Origin of the sequence: Amycolatopsis acidicola, from assembly GCF_007713735.2 — a bacterium.
Classification (GTDB): Bacteria; Actinomycetota; Actinomycetes; order Mycobacteriales; family Pseudonocardiaceae; genus Amycolatopsis_E; species Amycolatopsis_E acidicola.
Map to the genome: position 1 here is coordinate 1 of NZ_VMNW02000102.1, position 17,178 is coordinate 17,178.

The following is a 17,178-nucleotide window of genomic DNA, read 5'->3' on the forward strand; positions in this document are numbered from 1 at the left end:
CATGTTGGCCGTGCCGGGGCGTGTGTTGGCCGTGCCGGTGCCTGGGAAGGGTCTTCACCTAGCCGGACCAGCCGCGGAATTCCCCATCACGCCAACGGGAGGGGCCAAGACGGCGACCAAGGTGGCCAACACGGCGACGCGGGCGGCCAACACATGGATGCTGGCGGCCAGGACGGCGACGGGGCAGCCAACACATGAACGCGGTCGGCCAACACATGGACGGGGGCGGCCAACACACGCCCCGGAAGGGCCAGCACAGCGGCGCGGGTGACCAAGACGGCGACGGGGCGGCCAACATCGGGGGTGGGGCGCGTGGCGTGCGGTGGGGGCTAGCGGTTGCCGCGGTTCAGGCCGTACAGGACGCGTTGCAGGATCTGGGAATCCGCGTCCACTCGGGTCTGCTCGGGCGCGTACGCGGGTTCCGGCTCGGGTTCCGGTTGCGGGGCGCGCGTGGGCAACCGTTGCGGCAGCGGCACGGCGGCGGCCGACATGCCGGTGGGCAGCGGCAGCTCGGACCAGATGTTGCGGCGTTCGCCGGGCAGGGACACCGCGTTGATCTGCGCGCCGGCCAGCTCGGGCGGCTCGCCGCGGAGGTCGTCGTCCAGCTCGATGACCAGCGCGTCCCCGTGGAGTCGCAACCGGACGGTGAGGAAGCGCGGGGTGGCGGTGCGCGCGCCGACGACCGAGGCGTGCACCAGGTGCCGCGTGATCCGGGTGGCTTCGGTGACCAGCGGGCGCAACGACCACTCGGCCAGGGTGAAGCGGACGAACATCTCGGCGCAGTTGACGGCACTGGGCAGCGCGACCAGCCGGATGTCGTCGACCTGAGTGGTCTGGGCGATCACGGTCTCCTCCGTTTCACCTGGCGCTGGCCCCATGCACGGCGTTCAAGCAACGTCGATTCTCGCGTACGAAGCGTGCACTGAGCGTTAAGGAAGTGTGCGGGACAGAGTAAGGGCTGTGGTCCGCACGGCGGAAGCCACCCGGTCCGCCCGGACGCGATTGCTCCACCCCGACACCGAAACGGCCGCGCGCGCACGGCCGGAGCTGTCGAGCAGTGGGCTCGCGACGCAGATGACGCCGGTACCCGATTCCTCTCTCTCGTACGCAACCCCTTCCTCGTGCACCTTCGCCAGCTGCCTGCGCAGCAACCCGGGCGCGGTGAGCGTCCGTGGCCCGATCATGGGCAGGCCCGCAGAGATTACCGCCTCGACGAGGTCAGCGGGAGAGTGCGCCAGGATTGCTTTTCCCACAGCGGTGGCGTGGGCGGGGAATCGCCCACCGATCCGCGAAGCCAGGTTCGGGGCGTCCGGGCCGCGCACGATGTCGAGGTACACGACCTCGGTGCCCTCCAGCATCGCCAGGTGCGCCGTGTTGCGGGTGGCTTCGCGCAGGTCGGCCAGATACGGGCGGGCCGCGTCGATCAGCCCGCGCTGCCCGATCGCCAGCTGCCCGATCTCGAACAGCTTCAGCCCCAGCCGGACCGCGCCGCCGGTGCGCTCCAGCAGGCCGCAGGCGGCGAGGTGACCGGTCAGCCGGTGCGCCGAGGATTTCGGGATTCCCGTGCGGCGGGCCAGTTCCGACACCCCCAGCGCGTCGTCCCCCGGCGCGAACGCGGACAGCAGCGCGGAGATGCGGGCGGCGGTCATCCCGTCGTCGTCCCGCTGAGCGGCACACATGGGTTGAGGGTACCCGCCGGGACGAGGACGGTACGGGGTATGCAGAAAGCCACCGCGGCGATCGTCGGGCCCGGCAACATCGGCACGGACCTGCTCGCCAAACTCCGCCGCAGCGAGTTCGTCGATGTGCGCTACATGGTCGGGGTCGACCCCACCTCCGACGGTCTGGCCAGGGCCGCCGAGCAGGGGCTGGAGACCTCGGCCGGGGGCGTGGACTGGCTGCTGGCCCGTGAAGCCTTGCCGGACCTCGTTTTCGAGGCCACTTCGGCGAAGGCGCACCAGGCGAACGCCCCGCGCTACGCCGAGGCCGGGATCCAGGCGATCGACCTGACCCCGGCCGCCGTCGGCCCGTTCACCTGCCCCGCGGTGAACCTGCCGGACCAGCTCGACGCGCCCAACGTCAACATGATCACCTGCGGCGGCCAGGCCACGATTCCCATCGTGCACGCCGTTTCCCGGGTCACGGAGGTGCCCTACGCCGAGATCGTCGCCTCGGTTTCGTCGCGCTCGGCGGGGCCGGGAACGCGCGCGAACATCGACGAGTTCACCGAGACCACCGCGCACGGCATCGAATCCGTCGGCGGCGCGGCCCGGGGCAAGGCGATCATCATCATCAACCCCGTCGAGCCGCCGATGATCATGCGGGACACGGTGTTCTGCGCGATCTCCCCGGACGCCGACCGTGACGCGATCACCGCGTCGATCGAGAAGATGGTCAAGGACGTGCAGCAGTACGTGCCGGGCTACACGCTCAAAGCCGCGCCCCAGTACGACGAACCGCGCCCCGGCTGGAGCGGGCAGGCGCGCGTGGCGGTGTTCCTGGAAGTGGAGGGCAACGGCGACTACCTGCCGCCGTACGCCGGGAACCTCGACATCATGACCGCCGCCGCGGCCCGCGTCGGCGAACTCCTCGGCGAACGAATCGTGAAGAAGGTGCGCGCATGACTTGGGACGACGTCGATCGCGAAGTCAGGATCGTCGACACGAGCCTGCGCGACGGTAGCCACGCGATGGCCCACCAGTTCACCGAGGAGAACGTGCGCGACACCGTGCGCGCCCTCGACGACGCCGGGGTCTCGCTGATCGAGGTGACCCACGGCGACGGGCTCGGCGGGTCCACGTTCAACTACGGGTTTTCCTTGGTGGACGAGCGAAAGCTCATCGCCACCGCCGTCGAGGAGGCGCGCCGCGCGAAGATCGCGGTGCTGTTGCTGCCGGGGCTGGGCACGGTCACCGATCTGAAGGCGGCGGCGGATCTCGGGGCGGGCGCGGTGCGGATCGCGACGCACTGCACCGAGGCCGACGTGTCCATCCAGCATTTCACCGAGGCGCGGAACCTCGGGCTGGAGACGGTCGGTTTCCTGATGCTGTCCCACATGTCGACGCCGGAGGCGCTCGCGAAGCAGGGCCGGATCATGGTCGACGCCGGCTGCCAGTGTGTGTACGTCGTGGACTCCGCGGGCGCGCTGATCCTCGAAGACGCCTCGGAGCGGGTGGCCGCGCTCGTCGCCGAGTTCGACGGTGAAGCGCAGGTCGGCTATCACGGGCACCAGAACCTGAGCTTCGGCGTCGCGAACTCCGTGCTGGCCTACCGTGCCGGCGCGCGGCAGATCGACGGTTCGCTGGTGGCGCTGGGCGCCGGCGCGGGCAACTCGCCGACCGAGGTGCTGGCCGCGGTGTTCGAGCGGCTCGGCGTGCAGACCGGGGTGGACAAGGACGTGCTGATGGCCGCCGCGGAGGACGTGGTGAAGCCGTACATCACGCGCCTGCCGGTGATGGATCGCTCGTCGATCGTGCAGGGATTCGCCGGGGTGTACTCCAGCTTCCTGCTGCACGCGGAGCGCGCGGCGGAGCGCTATGGCGTGCCGGCGCACGAAATCCTGTACCGGGTGGGGGAGAAGCGCTACGTCGGCGGCCAGGAGGACATGATCATCGACATCGCGCTGCAGCTCGTGGCCGAGAGGGAGTCCGCTTAGGAACCTGCTTGGGCGAGGAGACGCACGCAATGCTCGATCAGCCGCACCCGCGAGACCTTCAGCGCGCCGCCGAGGTACGAGGTGAACAGGTTGGTCAGCGCGCCGACGAGGCCGACCGCGGTGAGTTCGCGTTCGGCCTCGTCCATGGTCTCCGGCAGTTGCTCGCGCACGAGCGCGGCGAACGACGGCAGCAGGGCGACTCCGCGCGCGGACAGCGCCGGGTCGGTGATCGGGGCGAGCAGCAGGACGTGGCCCTTGCGCGGGTCGTCCACCATCAGCTCGACGAACGCGGTGACGGCCGCTTTCGCGCGCGCGGCGGGGGCCGCGGTCTTTTCCGGGACCGCGTCGATCAGCGCCTGCCTCGCCTGACCCGCCACGTGTTCGTAGACGGCGAGTACGAGTTCCTCACGGTCGGCGAAACTTTCGTAGAAGTACCGCTCGGTGAGCTTCGACTGGCGGCACACGGCGCGCACGCTCACCGCGGCGCTTCCGCCTGTGCCCAGCAGTTCCAGCCCCGCGGCCAGCAGCTGCTCGCGGCGCGCGGCCTTGCGGTCGGTCAGGCTGGTGCCCGCCCAGCTGCGGCTCATGGATCCGTCCCGGAAAAGTTGACTACGGCTGTTGTCAATCGTAGCGTGCCCGGTATGGCAGCGCAGCCCCTGGGCCCGGAATCCCTCACCTGGAAGTACTTCGGCGACTGGCGAACCCTCCTGATGGCGTTGTGGGCGGGGTCGATGCAGAACATGCACCCCGAACTCGGCGCCGGGGTGGAGGAGCACTCCGACTTCTTCGCCGAGCGCTGGCAGCGGCTGTTCCGCTCGCTGTACCCGATCGGCGGCGTGGTCTACGACGGCCCGCGCGCGGAGGAGACCGCCCGTGCCGTCCGCAGCTACCACGACACGATCAAGGGCGTCGACTCCCGTGGCCGGCGCTACCACGCGCTCAACCCGGACACGTTCTACTGGGGCCATTCCACGTTCTTCATGCTCACCCTCATCGCGGCGGAGCGGATGTGCGGCGGGCTGTCCGCCGAGGACAAACGGCGGCTCTACGCCGAGCACGTCGAGTGGTACCGGCTCTATGGGATGAGCATGCGCCCGGTGCCCGCGTCGTGGGAGGAGTTCCAGGACTACTGGGAGCGGATGTGCGTGTCGGGCCTGGAGGACAACAAGGCCACCCGCGACGTGCTGAACCTGCGCGGCATCGACAAACCTCCGTTCGTCACCTGGCTTCCTGATTTCGTGTGGCGCGCGATGAGCGCGCTCATCGCGCGGAGCTTCGTGTGGTGGACCGTCGGGCTCTACCACCCCGCGGTGCGCGCGCGGCTCGGCTACACGTGGTCGGACCGGGACGAGCGGCTGCACCGGCTGGCCGGCCGCCTGATCAACCTCGCGTTCAAGTTCGTGCCGCACGACCGCCGCTACCACCCGCGCGCCAGGGCGGGCTGGCGCCGCGCCCGCGGCGAGCACGTCCCGCCGGTGGAGACTCCGGCCCGCAACCTTCCGCCGCTTTCCGAGCGGGACAATCCGAAGCACTACTCACCACTGGAGGCGACGTGAAGCTCGGGTACCACATCGGCTACTGGTCCTCGGGCCCGCCCGAGGGCGCGCTGGACGCGATCACCACGGCCGAGGAGCTCGGTTTCGACTCGGTGTGGACGGCCGAGGGCTACGGCTCCGACGCGTTCACGCCGCTGGCCTGGTGGGGTTCGGCGACGAGCCGGATCAAGCTGGGCACCAACATCGTGCAGATGTCCGCACGCACCCCCACCGCGGTCGGGATGAGCGCGATGACACTGGACCACCTCTCCGGCGGGCGGTTCGTGCTCGGGCTCGGCGCGTCCGGCCCGCAGGTGGTCGAGGGCTGGTACGGGCAGCCGTACCCGAAGCCGCTCGCGCGCACCCGCGAGTACGTGGACATCGTGCGGAAAGTGGTGGCACGCAAGGAACCCGTGACCGCGGACGGCGACTTCTTCCAGCTTCCGCTGCAGGGCGGCACCGGCCTGGGCAAACCGCTGAAGGCCACCGTGCACCCGCTGCGCGAGGAGATCCCGATCTACCTCGCCGCCGAGGGGCCGAAGAACGTCGCGCTGTCGGCCGAAATCTGCGACGGCTGGCTGCCGCTGTTCTTCTCGCCCAAGAGCGACGCCTTCTACCGCGCCGCGCTGGAAGAGGGTTTCGCGCGGCCCGGCGCCCGGCACACGGCGGCCGACTTCGAGGTGGCCGCGTCGGTCCCGGTGATCGTGCACGACGACGTGGAGGAGGCGGCCGGGTTCATCAAGCCCGCGCTGGCGCTCTACATCGGCGGCATGGGCGCGAAATCGGTGAACTTCCACCACGACGTGTTCGCGCGCATGGGGTACGAGGACGTGGCGGACAAGGTCCAGGACCTGTACCTGGCCGGCCGCAAGGAAGAGGCCGTCGCGGCGATCCCGACCTCGCTGGTGGAGGACACGTCGCTGATCGGGCCCGCCGAGAAGATCCGCGAAGAGCTGGCGGTGTGGGAAAAAACGGTCGTCACCACGCTGCTGCTGCGAGGGGACGCCGCGACCCTGCGGAAGGTCGCGCCGGTCCTGTCCTGACCCCTCGGGTGGTCCCCGGTCGTTCGGTGGCCCCGGTCACCGGGCGCCCGGGGCGCGATGACACGATTCCCCCGATCATCGCGGGTGCACCACGAGGAGGATCATGGCCGGGCTCCGGGCTTCACAGCGATTCGGTTATTCCCTCGGATCCTTCACCACCGGTGCGTTCGGCACCGTCCCCGGCCTGCTCCTGCTGCCGTACCTGACCGACACGATGGCGGTGCCCGGCGCGGTCGCGGGCGTGATCGTGCTGGTGCCCAAGGCGTGGGACGTCGTGTTCAACCCGTTCGCGGGCCGGCTGTCCGACGCGGACCTCGCGCGCACCGGCAGCCGCCGCCGGTTCCTGCTCCTCGGCGGGGTCGGGGTGGCGATCCTGTTCGCCGCGCTGTTCGCGCATCCCGGTTTCGGCTCGACGTGGGCGGACGCGGCGTATGTGGTGGTGCTGTTCATCGTGTGCGCCACGGCGTACGGGATCTTCCAGGTGCCGTTCAACGCGCTGCCCGCGGAGCTGACCGACTCCTACGACGAGCGGACGCGGCTGACCAGCTGGCGCATCGGGTTCCTCGCGATCGCGATCCTGATCTCCGGCGGCGTCGCGCCCGCGATCACCGAAGGGATCGGCGGGGTCGCGGGGTACCGCGTGATGGGCGTGGTGATCGGGCTGGTGATCCTCGTCGGGACCATCGGCGTCCGGCTGGGCACGCGCACCGCGCCGGTCGGCAACCTGCGCCCGAACAGCCCGAGCTGGCGCGAACTGCTCGCGACGATGAAGGGCTGGCGCCCGTTCCGCTGGCTGCTGGGTGTCTACTTCGTCCAGTCGCTGGGCATCGCGGTGCTGCTGGCGGGGGTGAACTACGCGGCGCGCTACGTGTTCGGCGACGCGGGTCTGCAGACGTTCCTGTTCGTCGGGTTCGTCGGGCCGGCGCTGGTGACCATGCCGCTGTGGCCGCGGCTGGGCGCGCGCTGGGGCAAGCTGTGGGGATTCCGGTTCGCCACCTTGTGTTTCGGCGTCGCGTGCGCGGGCCTCTGCGCGACGCAGGTGCTGCCGCTGGCCGTGGCGTTCGTGTTCGTCGCGCTCGCGGGCGTCGGGTACGCGGGCATCCAGGTGTTCCCGCTCGCGATCCTGCCGGACCTGATCGACGCGGAGGAGAAGCGCACCGGCGAGACGCGCGCGGGCGTGACGGCCGGGGTCTGGACCGCGGGCGAAACGCTCGGCCTGGCGCTCGGGCCCGGGCTGTTCGGGCTGTTGCTGACCATCGGCGGCTATGTGTCCAGTAAGGACTTCACGGTCGCGCAGCCGGGTTCGGCGGTCACCGCGATCGTCGTCGGGTTCTCCGTCATCCCGGGCATTTTCGTGCTGCTGGGCATCCCGCTGCTGCGGAAGTCGGTGCTGCAGTGAGCGGAATCCTCGACGAGCTGCGGGCGCTGCGCGCCGGTGACCTGCCCACGCACGGCGGGCGCACGCTCGCGTATGTCTACGACAGCGGGCTGGAGGGCCTGGACGAGCTCGCGGCTTCGGCGCACGCGCTGGCGTCCTCGGCGAACGGCCTTGACCCGACGGCTTTTCCCAGCCTGCTGAAGATGGAGAACGATCTCGTCGGCGCGGCGGCCGCGTTGCTCGGGGGCGGGGTCGGATCGGTGACGTCCGGGGGCACGGAGTCCTGCCTGCTGGCGGTACTCGCGGCGCGGGAGGGGCGGCCGGACGTCGTGGAGCCGAACATGGTGCTGCCGTCGACGGCGCACGCGGCTTTCCACAAGGCGGCGCACCTGTTCCGGGTGCGCGCGGTCGAGGTGCCGGTGGACCCGGTGACGTTCCGGGCGGCCCCGGAGGCGATGGCGGCGGCGATCGACTCGTCCACCGTGCTGGTCGTCGCGAGCGCGCCGTCGTACGGGCACGGGGTGCTCGACCCGATCGGGCCGATCGCCGCGGCCGCCGCGAGCCGGGGCGTGCGGATGCATGTCGACGCCTGCATCGGCGGCTGGGTGCTGCCGTACGCGCGGCGGCTCGGGAAACCGGTGCCGGAGTTCGGGTTCGGCGTCGAAGGCGTGACGAGCGTGTCGGTGGATCTGCACAAGTACGCCTACTGCCCCAAGGGTGTTTCGGTGCTGCTGCACGCGAACGCGGAGTTGCGGCGCGGGCACTACTTCGCGAGCGCGCGTTGGCCGGGGTACACGATGCTGAACACCACCATCCAGTCCACGCGCTCGGGCGGGCCGCTCGCCGCCGCGTGGGCCGTGGTGCGCGAGGTCGGCGACGAGGGATCCTTGCGGCTCGCGGAGCGTACTTTCGAGGCGGTGCAACGGATCCGGGACGGGATCGGCTCGATCGACGGGCTGCGGGTGTTGGCGGAACCGGACTCGACGCTGATCGCGCTGGCGGCGACGACGGAGGAGTTCGACCTGTTCACCGTCGCCGACGAGATGCGGGAGCGCGGGTGGTATGTCCAGCCGCAGTTCGCGTACGAGTCGTCGCCGGTGAACCTGCACCTGACGGTGACGGCCGCGAACCGGGGCGGTGAAACGGAGTTCCTCGCGGACCTGGGCGCGTCGGTGGACGCGGCCCGTGCCGCCGGGCCGGTCGTGGTGGACCCGGAGGTGGCCGCGTTCGTCGCCGCGCTGGACCCGGAAACCCTGACGGGCGAACAGTTCGCGGGCCTGCTGCAGGCCGCCGGGCTCGGCGGCGGGGAAGCGCTGCCGGTGCGGATGGCGGAGATCAACTCGCTGCTCGCCTCGGCCCGGCCCGCCCTGCGGGAGCGGCTGCTACTGGAATTCCTCGGCGGGCTCTATCGGGCTTGATACCGCTGGCGCTTCGCCGCTGGAACGAACCTGGCCGGGAACGCTCGACTCGGTCGAGCCGGTGGAGAACGACGGCGCATGGTTCACCATCGCGGTACTGGAGGAGCTGGTCGCATGCCGGAAGTAGTCCTGATCGGCGGCACTTCGAACACCGGGAAGTCCACCCTGGCCCAGGAAATCGCGGCGCGTCTGGGGTATGAGTACCTTTCCACGGACGGCCTCGCCCGGCACCCGGGGCGGCCGTGGCGCACCCCGGAGCGTGAGGTGCCCGCGCATGTCGCCGAGCACTACGGGACACTGTCCATTGAGGACCTGATCGACTCGGTTCTGGCGCACTACCAACGATTGTGGCCCCGCGTCGAGGAGCTGATCGTTTCGCGGAACAGGCTCGTGCTGGAAGGCTCCGCGCTGTGGCCGCCGTTCGTTGCGGGTGTGATCGCCCCGCGCGTCACGGCGGTGTGGCTGGCCGCGAGCGAGGCGGTCCTGCAGGCGCGGGTGCGGGAAGCGGGGCGTTACGCCGGAGCGACCGCCGCCGAGCGGCACCTCATGGACCGGTTCCTGGCCCGCACTTTCCGGTACCAGGAGCTGATGCTCGGCGAGCTCGCCAAGCTGGGCCTGGAGCCCGTGACGGCCGATCGGCCCGGGGAAGCGCTTTCCGCCGTGCTGCCGTTGGTCGGCTGCTGAGCGAGGCGCGCCTACGGCACACTGGCCGCGAACCCGTCGCCGACCGCCGGGCAGGTCGCGGCGGACGGACAGGGGCAGAACCGCGCGCCCACGTGGTTCCGGGCTCGGCAGCAGCGATCAAGCCGCCCCGGGACCGCGGGAAATCGTTTACTTGATCCCTCCCGCTTCACGGTGCTACGTTCCGCCCACAGTCCGCTCAGAGCTGAGAGGCGGCGAAGATGGCGCGGAACCGGGTGCTGTTCTCCACCCCGTTGCTGGTCGCCGGGGTGGTCCTGGCCCTGGTGGTGGGCCTGGTCATCGGCAAGGCCGCCTCGGGCGGCGGCCCGGCGGGCAATGCCGGGCCGGGCAAGGCTTCGGGGCTGCGGGTCGACGTGATCGTCAAGGCCACCGACTCCTCGTTCTGGCAGAGCATGTTCGCGGGCGCGCAAAAGGCGGGCGACGATTTCGGGGTCGAGGTCGGCCGGTTCGGCCCCACCTCCGAGACCGACGTCAACGAGCAGGTGCAGCTCGTGGAGAACTCGATCTCCCGCGGCGTCAACGCGATCGTGCTCGCGGCCAACTCCGAGAGCGCGCTGAACCAGGTGATCGACCGGGCCCGCCAGGCCGGGATCAAGGTGATCACCGTGGACGGCACGGTCACCACCGCTAACGAGGCGTTCATCGGCACCAACAACCTCCGCGCCGGCGAGCAGGCAGGCCAGCGCCTGTGCCAGCTGATCAGCGCCCAGGGCAAGACCACCGGCAAGGTGCTGCTGGAGAACGCCGTCGCCGGCGTCCAGGCGCTCGGCGACCGGGCGAAGGGGTTCCGTCAGGGCCTCGCCGCCACCTGCCCCGGCATCACGGTCTGGCAGGAACGCTTCAACAACAACGACATCAACACCGCCGCGAACCAGGCCAATGACGCGCTCGGCGCGGTGCCGGACCTGGTCGGGGTCTTCGCGGCCAACAACATGTCCGGCAACGGCGTCGCCCGCGCGATCAAGGACACCGGCCGCGCCGCGACGCTGCCCGTCGTCGCGTTCGACTCCGACCCGCAGGAGAACGCCGCGCTCGCGGACGGCTCCATCGACAGCCTCGTCGTGCAGAACCCCTACTTCTTCGGCTACCAGGGCGTCACCGAGGCGATCGCGGTCAGCACGGGCGCGAAGGTCCCGGTCAACCTCGACCCCGGCGCGGTGCTCGCCGACCAGTCGAACATGAACGAGCCGTCGGTGAAGGACCTCCTGAACCCGCCGACGGCGCAGGCCAGCCAATGACGGCGCTGGTGGAGATTTCCGGGCTGCGTAAGGCATTCCGCGGCGTGCGCGCGCTGGACGGGGTGTCGCTGGCGCTGCGCGCGGGCGAAGTCCACTGCCTCGCGGGGGAGAACGGAGCGGGCAAGTCCACTTTGATCCGCATCCTCACCGGGGCGCTCAAACGCGACGCGGGGGAGTACCGGGTGGACGGCACGCCGATGCCGCACACGCTCACCCCCGCCGCCGCCCGCGTCGCCGGAATCGGTGCGGTGTACCAGGAACTGAGCCTCCTGCCGGACCTGTCCGTCGCGGAGAACCTCCTCATGGGACGCCTGCCCGCCCGCTCGGGAATCCTCGACCGCCGCTCGCTGCGCGATCAGGCGCGCGCGAAGCTCGCCCGGGTCGGCCTCGAAGATCTCGACACCGCCGTCCCGGTCGCCGCTTTCCCCGCCGCCACAAGGCAATTGGTCGAGATCGCGAAGGTGCTCGGCGACGACCCGCGCGTGCTGATCTTCGACGAGCCCACCACCGCGCTGTCCGGAGCGGAGGCGGAAGCGTTGCTGCGCCGGATAACCGGGCTGCGCGACGAAGGCGTCGCCGTGCTCTACGTCAGCCACCGGCTGGAGGAGATGTTCGAGATCGGCGACCGCGTGACCGTGCTCCGCGACGGCGCCGTCACCCGCACCGGCGCGATGCACGAGTTCACCGAGGACTCCCTGATCTCCGCGATGGTCGGCCGCGACGTCGAGGAGCTGTACCCGGCGGCGGCCGGCCGGTCGGAAAGCGCCGCCCCGCTGCTGAAAGTGCGCGGACTGCGCCCGCCCGGCAGCGCGCACGCCGTGGACCTCGACGTGCGCGCGGGCGAGATCGTCGGCATCGCCGGGCTGCTCGGCGCGGGCCGCAGCGAGCTGCTGCGCGCGATCTTCGGCGCCGACCGCCCCCTCGCCGGAACCGTTGAGGTGGAAGGAAAACCCGTGCCCACCGGGCGCCCGCGCGACGCCGTCCGCGCCGGGATCGGGCTGCTGTCGGAGGACCGCAAGGAGCTCGGCCTGCTGCCCGAGCTGACCATCCGCGACAACGTCTCGGTCGCCAGCCTCACCGCGATCGGCAAGCGCGGCCTGATGTCCCGGCGCCGCGAAGCCGAACGGGTCGACTCGGTCCTGGACAGCCTGCGCCTGCGGGCCGGCTCCTACGACCAGCCGGTGTCCACACTGTCCGGGGGCAACCAGCAGAAGGTCCTGCTGGCGCGCTGGCTGGTGACCGACGTGCGGGTGCTGCTGTTCGACGAGCCGACCAAAGGCGTCGACGTCGGCGCGAAAGCCGAGCTGTACACGCTGATCGGCGACCTCGCCGCGCGCGGGTTCGCCGTGGTCGTCGTGTCTTCGTACCTGCCGGAGCTGCTCGGCCTGGTGGACCGGATCGTCGTGCTGCGCCGGGGCGCGGTCGTCGGCGACGTCCCGGCGGCCGAGGCGACCGAAGAGGGACTGCTCACGCTCGCGAGCACGGGGAGGGCCAATGGCGCTGCGTAATCTCGTCGTCCGCGAAAGCGAACTGCGCCACCGGCCGCGCGTGATCGGGTGGAGCGAGGCCGTCGGCCGCGAGGGCGGCGGGCTGGTCGTGCTCGTCATCCTGTTCGGCGCGCTCGCCCTCGCCAGCGACAGTTTCCTGACCAGCGGCAATCTGGCGAACCTGTCCCGGCAGTGGGCGGTGTTCGGGATCATCGCGATCGGCGAGCTGCTGGTGATCCTGACCAAGGGCATCGACCTGTCCGTCGGCTCCGTCGTCGGGCTCACCGGCGCGGTCGTGGCGCAGCTGCTGGTCGCCGGGTTCCCGGTGCCGGTGGCCATGGTGCTGGCGGTCCTGGTCGGCGCCGCCGTGGGCGTCGTCAACGGCGCGCTCGTCGCCTACGCGAAGCTGCCGCCGTTCATCGTCACGCTCGGGATGATGGGCGCGGCGCGCGGGCTCACCCTCGTGATCACCGACGCCAACACCATCCAGCCGCTGCCGGACTCGTTCGGCGCCATCGCGAACGACACCGTCGGCGGCTTGCCCAACCTGCTGATCATCACCGTGGTGGTGATCATTCTCGCCGGATTCCTGTTGCGCCGCACCGTTTTCGGCCGGTACGTCTACGCGGCGGGCTCCAACGCCGAGTCCGCGCGGCTGTCCGGCGTGCCGGTGCCGCGCGTGCTCGTGACGGTGTACGCGATGTCGGGGCTGCTGGCCGGGCTGGCCGGCGTCCTGCTCGCGTCCCGCCTCGGCGCCGGGGTGCCGACGGCGGGGGAGTCCTACGAGCTGGACGCCATCGCCGCGTGCGTGATCGGCGGGGCCAGCCTGTTCGGGGCGAAGGGCAGCGCGATCGGCGCCGCGGCCGGCGCGCTGATCACCTCCACCCTGAACAACGGCGGCAACCTGCTGGGCATCAACTCCTTCTACCTGCAGATCGCGATCGGCGTGCTGATCCTGCTCGCGGTCGCGTTCGACCAGCTCCAAGGCAGGCTCAGTGCGCGTGAGCCACAGCCCATTCCGGAAACGGATCCTCCGTCAGGCACGACTCCAGCGCCCGGGTGAGCGCCACCTTGTCCAGTCCGGTGCCGATGAACACGAGCTCCTGCGCGGCGGGCCCGGTGCCGTAGGGCTCGAACCGGGCGACCGGGCCTGCCTGCGACCACAGCCCGGTCACGCCCGGTCGTGACACCAGCGAGAAGAACCCCTTGGAGCGCAGCACGTTCCCGAACTCGCCGGAGTCCAGTCCGGTGACCAGCCGCCACAGCCGGCCCGGCTCGAACGGCCGGTCGGCGCGGAAGACCAGGCTGGAGATCCCGTACTCCTCGGTCTCCGGCACGTGGTCACCGTTGAGCTCCCGCACCCAGCCCGGCGCTTCCTGCGCGCGTTCGACGTCGTAGCGGCCGGTGCCCAGCACCTGGTGCACCGGAACCCGGCCGTACTGGGCGGGCAGGACCTCCGCGGCCGGGTTCAGCCGCCGCACCACGGCGGTGAGCCGGTCCAGTTCCGCCTCGCCGACGAGGTCGCTTTTGTTCAGCAGCACCACATCCGCGAACTCGATCTGGTCGACCAGCAGGTCGCTGATCGTGCGCTCGTCGTCCTCGTACTGGTCCAGGCGCCGCTGGACGAGGGAGTCCCCGGCCGCCAGCTCGCGGCCGAAGTTCACCGCGTCCACGACGGTGACCGTGGTGTCGAGGCGGGCCCGGTCGAGGAACGTGAACGCGGCGGCCACCGGCATCGGCTCGGAGATCCCGCTCGACTCGATCAGCAGGTAGTCGAACCGGCCCTCGCGGCAGAGCCGGTCGACCTCCTCCAGCAGGTCCTCGCGCAGCGTGCAGCAGATGCAGCCGTTGCTCAGCTCGACCAGCCGCTCCCGCGTACGCACGAGCGTCGCGTCGATGTTGATCTCGCTCATGTCGTTCACGATGACCGCCACGCGCAGGCCCCCGGTGTTCGCCAGCACGTGGTTGAGCAGCGTCGTCTTGCCCGCGCCGAGGAAGCCGGACAGCACCGTGGCCGGGACCGGGGTCACCGCCGGTCTTCCTGGAAATGCCGGATCAGCTTGCGCGGCACCAGTTTCCGCTCGCCGTCCACGATGATCGGGACCAGGTCGGGTGCCTGGGCCTTCCACCGCGAACGGCGGGTGCGCGTGTTCGCGCGCGATGTCTTGCGCTTGGGCACGGCCATTACCGGCGCCCTCCCCGCTCGCCGTAGCGGCGGTGGAACTTCTCCACCTGGCCGGCGGTGTCCATGATCCGGCGGGCGCCGGTCCAGAACGGATGCGACCACGCGCTGATGTCCACCAGCACCAGCGGGTACGTGGCGCCGTCGCTCCATTCGATCGTGCGGTCGGAGGTGACGGTCGAACGCGTGAGGAACGCGTCGCCGGTCGCGGTGTCCTTGAAGACCACCGGATGGTAGTCGGGATGGATGCCGGGTTTCACGGGTTTTCCTTTCCTGTGGTGACTTCTTCTTCCAGTTCCTCGTGCCATTCGGCGAAGGGATCCGGGTACCCGGCCCACGTCGCTTGACCCGCGGCGAGCTCCTGATCGGTCAGCAGCGCGCCGCGCAGCGCGGACTCGACCTCCTCCGGGGTCGCCCGGTCGGTGACCACGACCATCTCCTGCGCCCGGTCGCCGAACACCGGGTCCCAGCGCAGGGAAGCGAGCGTGCGCCGCTCGGCCGAGACCTCGTCCCAGCCGGGCCCGGCGGGCGAATCGAGCCACGGCCCGGCGTGCCCGACACCGAGCCCGCCGCCCGCGGATTCGATCCACAGCGCGAGATCCGGCTGCGTCGCGACCCAGGCGCGGCCGCGCGTGCGCACGACTCCGTCGAGCAGCACGTCGATCGCCTCGTGCAGGCGCTCAGGGTGGAACGGGCGCCGCGCGGTGAACAGCAGCACCGAGATGCCGCAGTCGGTGTGCAGCGGGGGTTCGCCGGTGAGCAGCGGTCCGTGCAGGTCGGTGACTTCGCCGCGCCGGGCGTGGCCGGGCAGCCGTAGTCCGTCCACTTCGGACAGATCGACCCGCGGCGCGGACGGGGCCACCCGGTCGAGCACGGCGAGCGTCTTCGCGGCGTTCCAGGCGTCGGTCGCGGCGCCGGTGAGCACCAGCGCGTCCGCGAACTCCACCTGCGACAGCGCGACCTGGGCGACGGTCCGCTCGTCTTCCGGGCTGGCCTGGCGCCCGCGTTCGGCGAGGGTGTCGTCGCCGGTGGCGTCGGCCAGCCAGGTCGCACAGTTCAGGGTCGTCAGCACTGCCTCGATCTCGACGTCCTCGATCACGGCGTGGTCGCCGACGAGCACGTGGTGCAGCGCCCAGCTGACCGGCTCCGGCTCCATCGATTCGTCGAGCCGGACCAGGATCCGCCGCACTTGCGGCATCCGGCTGAGCCTGCGCAGCAACGGCAGCAGGTCCTCGCGCAGGGTGCACGAAACGCAGCCGTGCGCGAGCTCGAGCGTCGTCACCTCGTCGCGCTGGTCCAGCTGGATCCGCCGGTGCACGACGCCGGACGTGATCTCGCGCAGGTTGTGGTGCACGACGGCGGTGCCCGGGGCGCGCAACTGCCGGGCCAGCCGTTCGTTCGCGGCCGGGTCCAGGCCGCTGATCAGGGTGAGGGGCACCCGCGGGGTGCCGGCCGGGAAGGGTTTCACACCCGTGTACGTTAGATGAAAATGAAAACCAATAGCAACTAGGAGGGCGCGTGTCGGCGGTGTGCCAGGTCACCGGGCGCAAACCGGGCTACGGCAAACAGGTCTCGCACTCGCACCGCCGCACCTCGCGGCGCTGGGAGCCGAACCTGCAGACCCGCAGGTACTGGCTCGCCAGCGAGGGCCGCTGGGTCCGGCTGCGGGTTTCGGCGAAGGGCATCAAGACGATCGACAAACGCGGCATCGAGGCGGTGGCCGCGGAGCTGCGCGGGAAGGGAGTGAAGCTGTAATGGCACGCAACGAGGTACGGCCGGTCATCAAGCTGCGGTCCACGGCCGGCACCGGGTACACCTACGTGACCCGCAAGAACCGGCGCAACGACCCGGACCGCGTGGTGCTGCGCAAGTACGACCCGGTCGCCAAGCGGCACGTCGAGTTCCGCGAGGAGCGCTGATGGCGAAGCAGTCCAAGATCGCCAAGGACGCGCGGCGCCGTCTCGTCGTCGCCCGGTACGCCGAGCGGCGCGCGGAGTTGAAGGGGATCGTCTCTTCGCCGCGGTCCACTCCCCAGGAGCGGGCCGCGGCCGTCTCGGCGCTGCAGAAGCTCCCGCGCGACGCCAGCCCGGTGCGGCTGCGCAACCGCGACACCGCGGACGGGCGGCCGCGCGGCTACTTCCGGAAGTTCGGGCTCTCCCGGGTGCGGCTGCGCGAGATGGCCCACCGCGGGGAGCTGCCCGGCGTGTCGAAATCGAGCTGGTGACCGATGGCGAACCTGAAGAACCCCAAGCGGCGCAAGAACATGCTCACCGCGCTCGGGGTGTCCGAAGTGGACTGGAAGGACGCCGAGCTGCTGCGGCGGTTCGTCTCCGACCGGGGCAAGATCCGCTCCCGGCGGGTCACCGGGCTGACCCCGCGGCAGCAGAAACAGGTCGCGACGGCGATCAAGAACGCCCGCGAGATGGCCTTGCTGCCCTACGCGACCCAGCGGTAGAGCCCCAGGGCCGCCTCCCCGGGCGCACGACGCCCGGGGAGGCGCCCGGCCCGCGGGCAATACGGACTTGCTCACACTCCGGTAA

Annotated in this window: 21 protein-coding genes; 14 read left to right on the forward strand and 7 right to left on the reverse strand. The window is 70.9% G+C overall.

The genetic code is table 11. The features are described from left to right. Nucleotides 1–329: 329 nt before the first annotated feature. Both FPZ12_RS39040 and FPZ12_RS39045 read right to left on the reverse strand, forming a co-directional pair. Nucleotides 330–845, reverse strand: a complete 516-nt coding sequence (locus tag FPZ12_RS39040) for a hypothetical protein (RefSeq protein ID WP_144757862.1) — start codon at nt 843–845, stop codon at nt 330–332. Nucleotides 846–929: 84 nt separating this feature from the next. After that, nucleotides 930–1,679, reverse strand: coding sequence for an IclR family transcriptional regulator (locus FPZ12_RS39045; protein WP_144757861.1), 750 nt, complete (start codon nt 1,677–1,679; stop codon nt 930–932). A 39-nt stretch (nt 1,680–1,718) separates the two neighbouring features. On the opposite strand from FPZ12_RS39045, the gene FPZ12_RS39050 reads away from it, so the two are divergent. Then, on the forward strand, nt 1,719–2,624 hold the full coding sequence (locus FPZ12_RS39050; protein ID WP_144757860.1) for an acetaldehyde dehydrogenase (acetylating): 906 nt from the start codon (nt 1,719–1,721) through the stop codon (nt 2,622–2,624). Beyond that, nucleotides 2,621–3,655, forward strand: a complete 1,035-nt coding sequence (dmpG, locus tag FPZ12_RS39055; RefSeq protein ID WP_144757859.1) for a 4-hydroxy-2-oxovalerate aldolase — start codon at nt 2,621–2,623, stop codon at nt 3,653–3,655. The genes FPZ12_RS39050 and dmpG overlap by 4 nt, the downstream gene beginning before the upstream one ends. Here dmpG and FPZ12_RS39060 read toward each other — a convergent pair. Continuing rightward, a complete protein-coding gene (locus tag FPZ12_RS39060; protein ID WP_144757858.1) occupies nt 3,652–4,242 on the reverse strand; it encodes a TetR/AcrR family transcriptional regulator in 591 nt (196 codons plus the stop codon). The two genes, dmpG and FPZ12_RS39060, sit on opposite strands and share 4 nt — an antisense overlap. Nucleotides 4,243–4,296: 54 nt before the next feature. Here FPZ12_RS39060 and FPZ12_RS39065 point away from each other — a divergent pair, with 54 nt between their 5' ends. From FPZ12_RS39065 to FPZ12_RS39100, 8 genes are all read left to right on the forward strand, one after another. After that, the gene (locus tag FPZ12_RS39065) at nt 4,297–5,211 is read left to right on the forward strand and encodes an oxygenase MpaB family protein (RefSeq protein ID WP_144757857.1); all 915 of its coding nucleotides are present in this window, start codon (nt 4,297–4,299) and stop codon (nt 5,209–5,211) included. Further along, nucleotides 5,208–6,233, forward strand: a complete 1,026-nt coding sequence (locus FPZ12_RS39070) for an LLM class F420-dependent oxidoreductase (RefSeq protein WP_144757856.1) — start codon at nt 5,208–5,210, stop codon at nt 6,231–6,233. The genes FPZ12_RS39065 and FPZ12_RS39070 overlap by 4 nt, the downstream gene beginning before the upstream one ends. Before the next feature lie 103 nt (nt 6,234–6,336). Next, nucleotides 6,337–7,632: an MFS transporter gene (locus tag FPZ12_RS39075; protein WP_144757855.1), complete on the forward strand. Its 1,296-nt coding sequence runs from the start codon at nt 6,337–6,339 to the stop codon at nt 7,630–7,632. A 5-nt stretch (nt 7,633–7,637) separates the two neighbouring features. Next, complete coding sequence (locus FPZ12_RS39080) at nt 7,638–9,029, forward strand: pyridoxal-dependent decarboxylase (RefSeq protein WP_424923692.1); 1,392 nt, start codon at nt 7,638–7,640, stop codon at nt 9,027–9,029. Between the two features lie 114 nt (nt 9,030–9,143). After that, a complete protein-coding gene (locus tag FPZ12_RS39085; protein ID WP_144757853.1) occupies nt 9,144–9,713 on the forward strand; it encodes a nucleoside/nucleotide kinase family protein in 570 nt (189 codons plus the stop codon). A gap of 218 nt (nt 9,714–9,931) precedes the next feature. Next, a complete protein-coding gene (locus FPZ12_RS39090) occupies nt 9,932–10,969 on the forward strand; it encodes an ABC transporter substrate-binding protein (protein ID WP_144757852.1) in 1,038 nt (345 codons plus the stop codon). Beyond that, nucleotides 10,966–12,477 (forward strand): sugar ABC transporter ATP-binding protein, encoded by a 1,512-nt coding sequence (locus FPZ12_RS39095; protein ID WP_144757851.1) that lies wholly within the window; start codon nt 10,966–10,968, stop codon nt 12,475–12,477. Before FPZ12_RS39090 ends, FPZ12_RS39095 begins: the two co-directional genes overlap by 4 nt. Continuing rightward, nucleotides 12,464–13,519, forward strand: coding sequence for an ABC transporter permease (locus FPZ12_RS39100; protein ID WP_144757850.1), 1,056 nt, complete (start codon nt 12,464–12,466; stop codon nt 13,517–13,519). The genes FPZ12_RS39095 and FPZ12_RS39100 overlap by 14 nt, the downstream gene beginning before the upstream one ends. Here the strand turns inward: FPZ12_RS39100 and FPZ12_RS39105 are convergent. The 4 genes from FPZ12_RS39105 to mrf are packed head-to-tail and all read right to left on the reverse strand — an operon-like array spanning nt 13,449 to nt 16,106. After that, nucleotides 13,449–14,486: a GTP-binding protein gene (locus FPZ12_RS39105; protein WP_144757849.1), complete on the reverse strand. Its 1,038-nt coding sequence runs from the start codon at nt 14,484–14,486 to the stop codon at nt 13,449–13,451. The two genes, FPZ12_RS39100 and FPZ12_RS39105, sit on opposite strands and share 71 nt — an antisense overlap. Further along, nucleotides 14,483–14,641, reverse strand: coding sequence for a 50S ribosomal protein L32 (gene rpmF, locus FPZ12_RS39110; RefSeq protein ID WP_144757848.1), 159 nt, complete (start codon nt 14,639–14,641; stop codon nt 14,483–14,485). Before rpmF ends, FPZ12_RS39105 begins: the two co-directional genes overlap by 4 nt. Next, complete coding sequence (locus FPZ12_RS39115) at nt 14,641–14,898, reverse strand: type B 50S ribosomal protein L31 (protein ID WP_144757847.1); 258 nt, start codon at nt 14,896–14,898, stop codon at nt 14,641–14,643. Before FPZ12_RS39115 ends, rpmF begins: the two co-directional genes overlap by 1 nt. After that, nucleotides 14,895–16,106 (reverse strand): ribosome hibernation factor-recruiting GTPase MRF, encoded by a 1,212-nt coding sequence (mrf, locus tag FPZ12_RS39120; protein WP_144757846.1) that lies wholly within the window; start codon nt 16,104–16,106, stop codon nt 14,895–14,897. Before mrf ends, FPZ12_RS39115 begins: the two co-directional genes overlap by 4 nt. A 50-nt stretch (nt 16,107–16,156) precedes the next feature. Here mrf and rpmB point away from each other — a divergent pair, with 50 nt between their 5' ends. Genes rpmB through rpsR form a run of 4 tightly spaced genes read left to right on the forward strand, consistent with a single transcriptional unit; the run spans nt 16,157 to nt 17,093 of the window. After that, a complete protein-coding gene (rpmB, locus tag FPZ12_RS39125; RefSeq protein ID WP_144757845.1) occupies nt 16,157–16,393 on the forward strand; it encodes a 50S ribosomal protein L28 in 237 nt (78 codons plus the stop codon). Beyond that, on the forward strand, nt 16,393–16,557 hold the full coding sequence (gene rpmG, locus FPZ12_RS39130; RefSeq protein WP_144757844.1) for a 50S ribosomal protein L33: 165 nt from the start codon (nt 16,393–16,395) through the stop codon (nt 16,555–16,557). The genes rpmB and rpmG overlap by 1 nt, the downstream gene beginning before the upstream one ends. Next, the gene (gene rpsN, locus FPZ12_RS39135; protein ID WP_144757843.1) at nt 16,557–16,862 is read left to right on the forward strand and encodes a 30S ribosomal protein S14; all 306 of its coding nucleotides are present in this window, start codon (nt 16,557–16,559) and stop codon (nt 16,860–16,862) included. Before rpmG ends, rpsN begins: the two co-directional genes overlap by 1 nt. A gap of 3 nt (nt 16,863–16,865) precedes the next feature. Next, a complete protein-coding gene (gene rpsR / locus FPZ12_RS39140; RefSeq protein ID WP_144757842.1) occupies nt 16,866–17,093 on the forward strand; it encodes a 30S ribosomal protein S18 in 228 nt (75 codons plus the stop codon). Nucleotides 17,094–17,178 lie beyond the last annotated feature (85 nt).

Bases quoted from the DNA above. Each gene is read 5' to 3' on its own strand.
- FPZ12_RS39045 (WP_144757861.1), bottom strand. From the start codon at position 1,679: ATGTGTGCCGCTCAGCGGGACGACGACGGGATGACCGCCGCCCGCATC.
- FPZ12_RS39050 (WP_144757860.1), top strand. From the start codon at position 1,719: ATGCAGAAAGCCACCGCGGCGATCGTCGGGCCCGGCAACATCGGCACG.
- dmpG (WP_144757859.1), top strand. From the start codon at position 2,621: ATGACTTGGGACGACGTCGATCGCGAAGTCAGGATCGTCGACACGAGC.
- FPZ12_RS39060 (WP_144757858.1), bottom strand. From the start codon at position 4,242: ATGAGCCGCAGCTGGGCGGGCACCAGCCTGACCGACCGCAAGGCCGCG.
- FPZ12_RS39065 (WP_144757857.1), top strand. From the start codon at position 4,297: ATGGCAGCGCAGCCCCTGGGCCCGGAATCCCTCACCTGGAAGTACTTC.
- FPZ12_RS39075 (WP_144757855.1), top strand. From the start codon at position 6,337: ATGGCCGGGCTCCGGGCTTCACAGCGATTCGGTTATTCCCTCGGATCC.
- FPZ12_RS39085 (WP_144757853.1), top strand. From the start codon at position 9,144: ATGCCGGAAGTAGTCCTGATCGGCGGCACTTCGAACACCGGGAAGTCC.
- FPZ12_RS39090 (WP_144757852.1), top strand. From the start codon at position 9,932: ATGGCGCGGAACCGGGTGCTGTTCTCCACCCCGTTGCTGGTCGCCGGG.
- FPZ12_RS39095 (WP_144757851.1), top strand. From the start codon at position 10,966: ATGACGGCGCTGGTGGAGATTTCCGGGCTGCGTAAGGCATTCCGCGGC.
- FPZ12_RS39100 (WP_144757850.1), top strand. From the start codon at position 12,464: ATGGCGCTGCGTAATCTCGTCGTCCGCGAAAGCGAACTGCGCCACCGG.
- rpmF (WP_144757848.1), bottom strand. From the start codon at position 14,641: ATGGCCGTGCCCAAGCGCAAGACATCGCGCGCGAACACGCGCACCCGC.
- rpmG (WP_144757844.1), top strand. From the start codon at position 16,393: ATGGCACGCAACGAGGTACGGCCGGTCATCAAGCTGCGGTCCACGGCC.
- rpsN (WP_144757843.1), top strand. From the start codon at position 16,557: ATGGCGAAGCAGTCCAAGATCGCCAAGGACGCGCGGCGCCGTCTCGTC.
- rpsR (WP_144757842.1), top strand. From the start codon at position 16,866: ATGGCGAACCTGAAGAACCCCAAGCGGCGCAAGAACATGCTCACCGCG.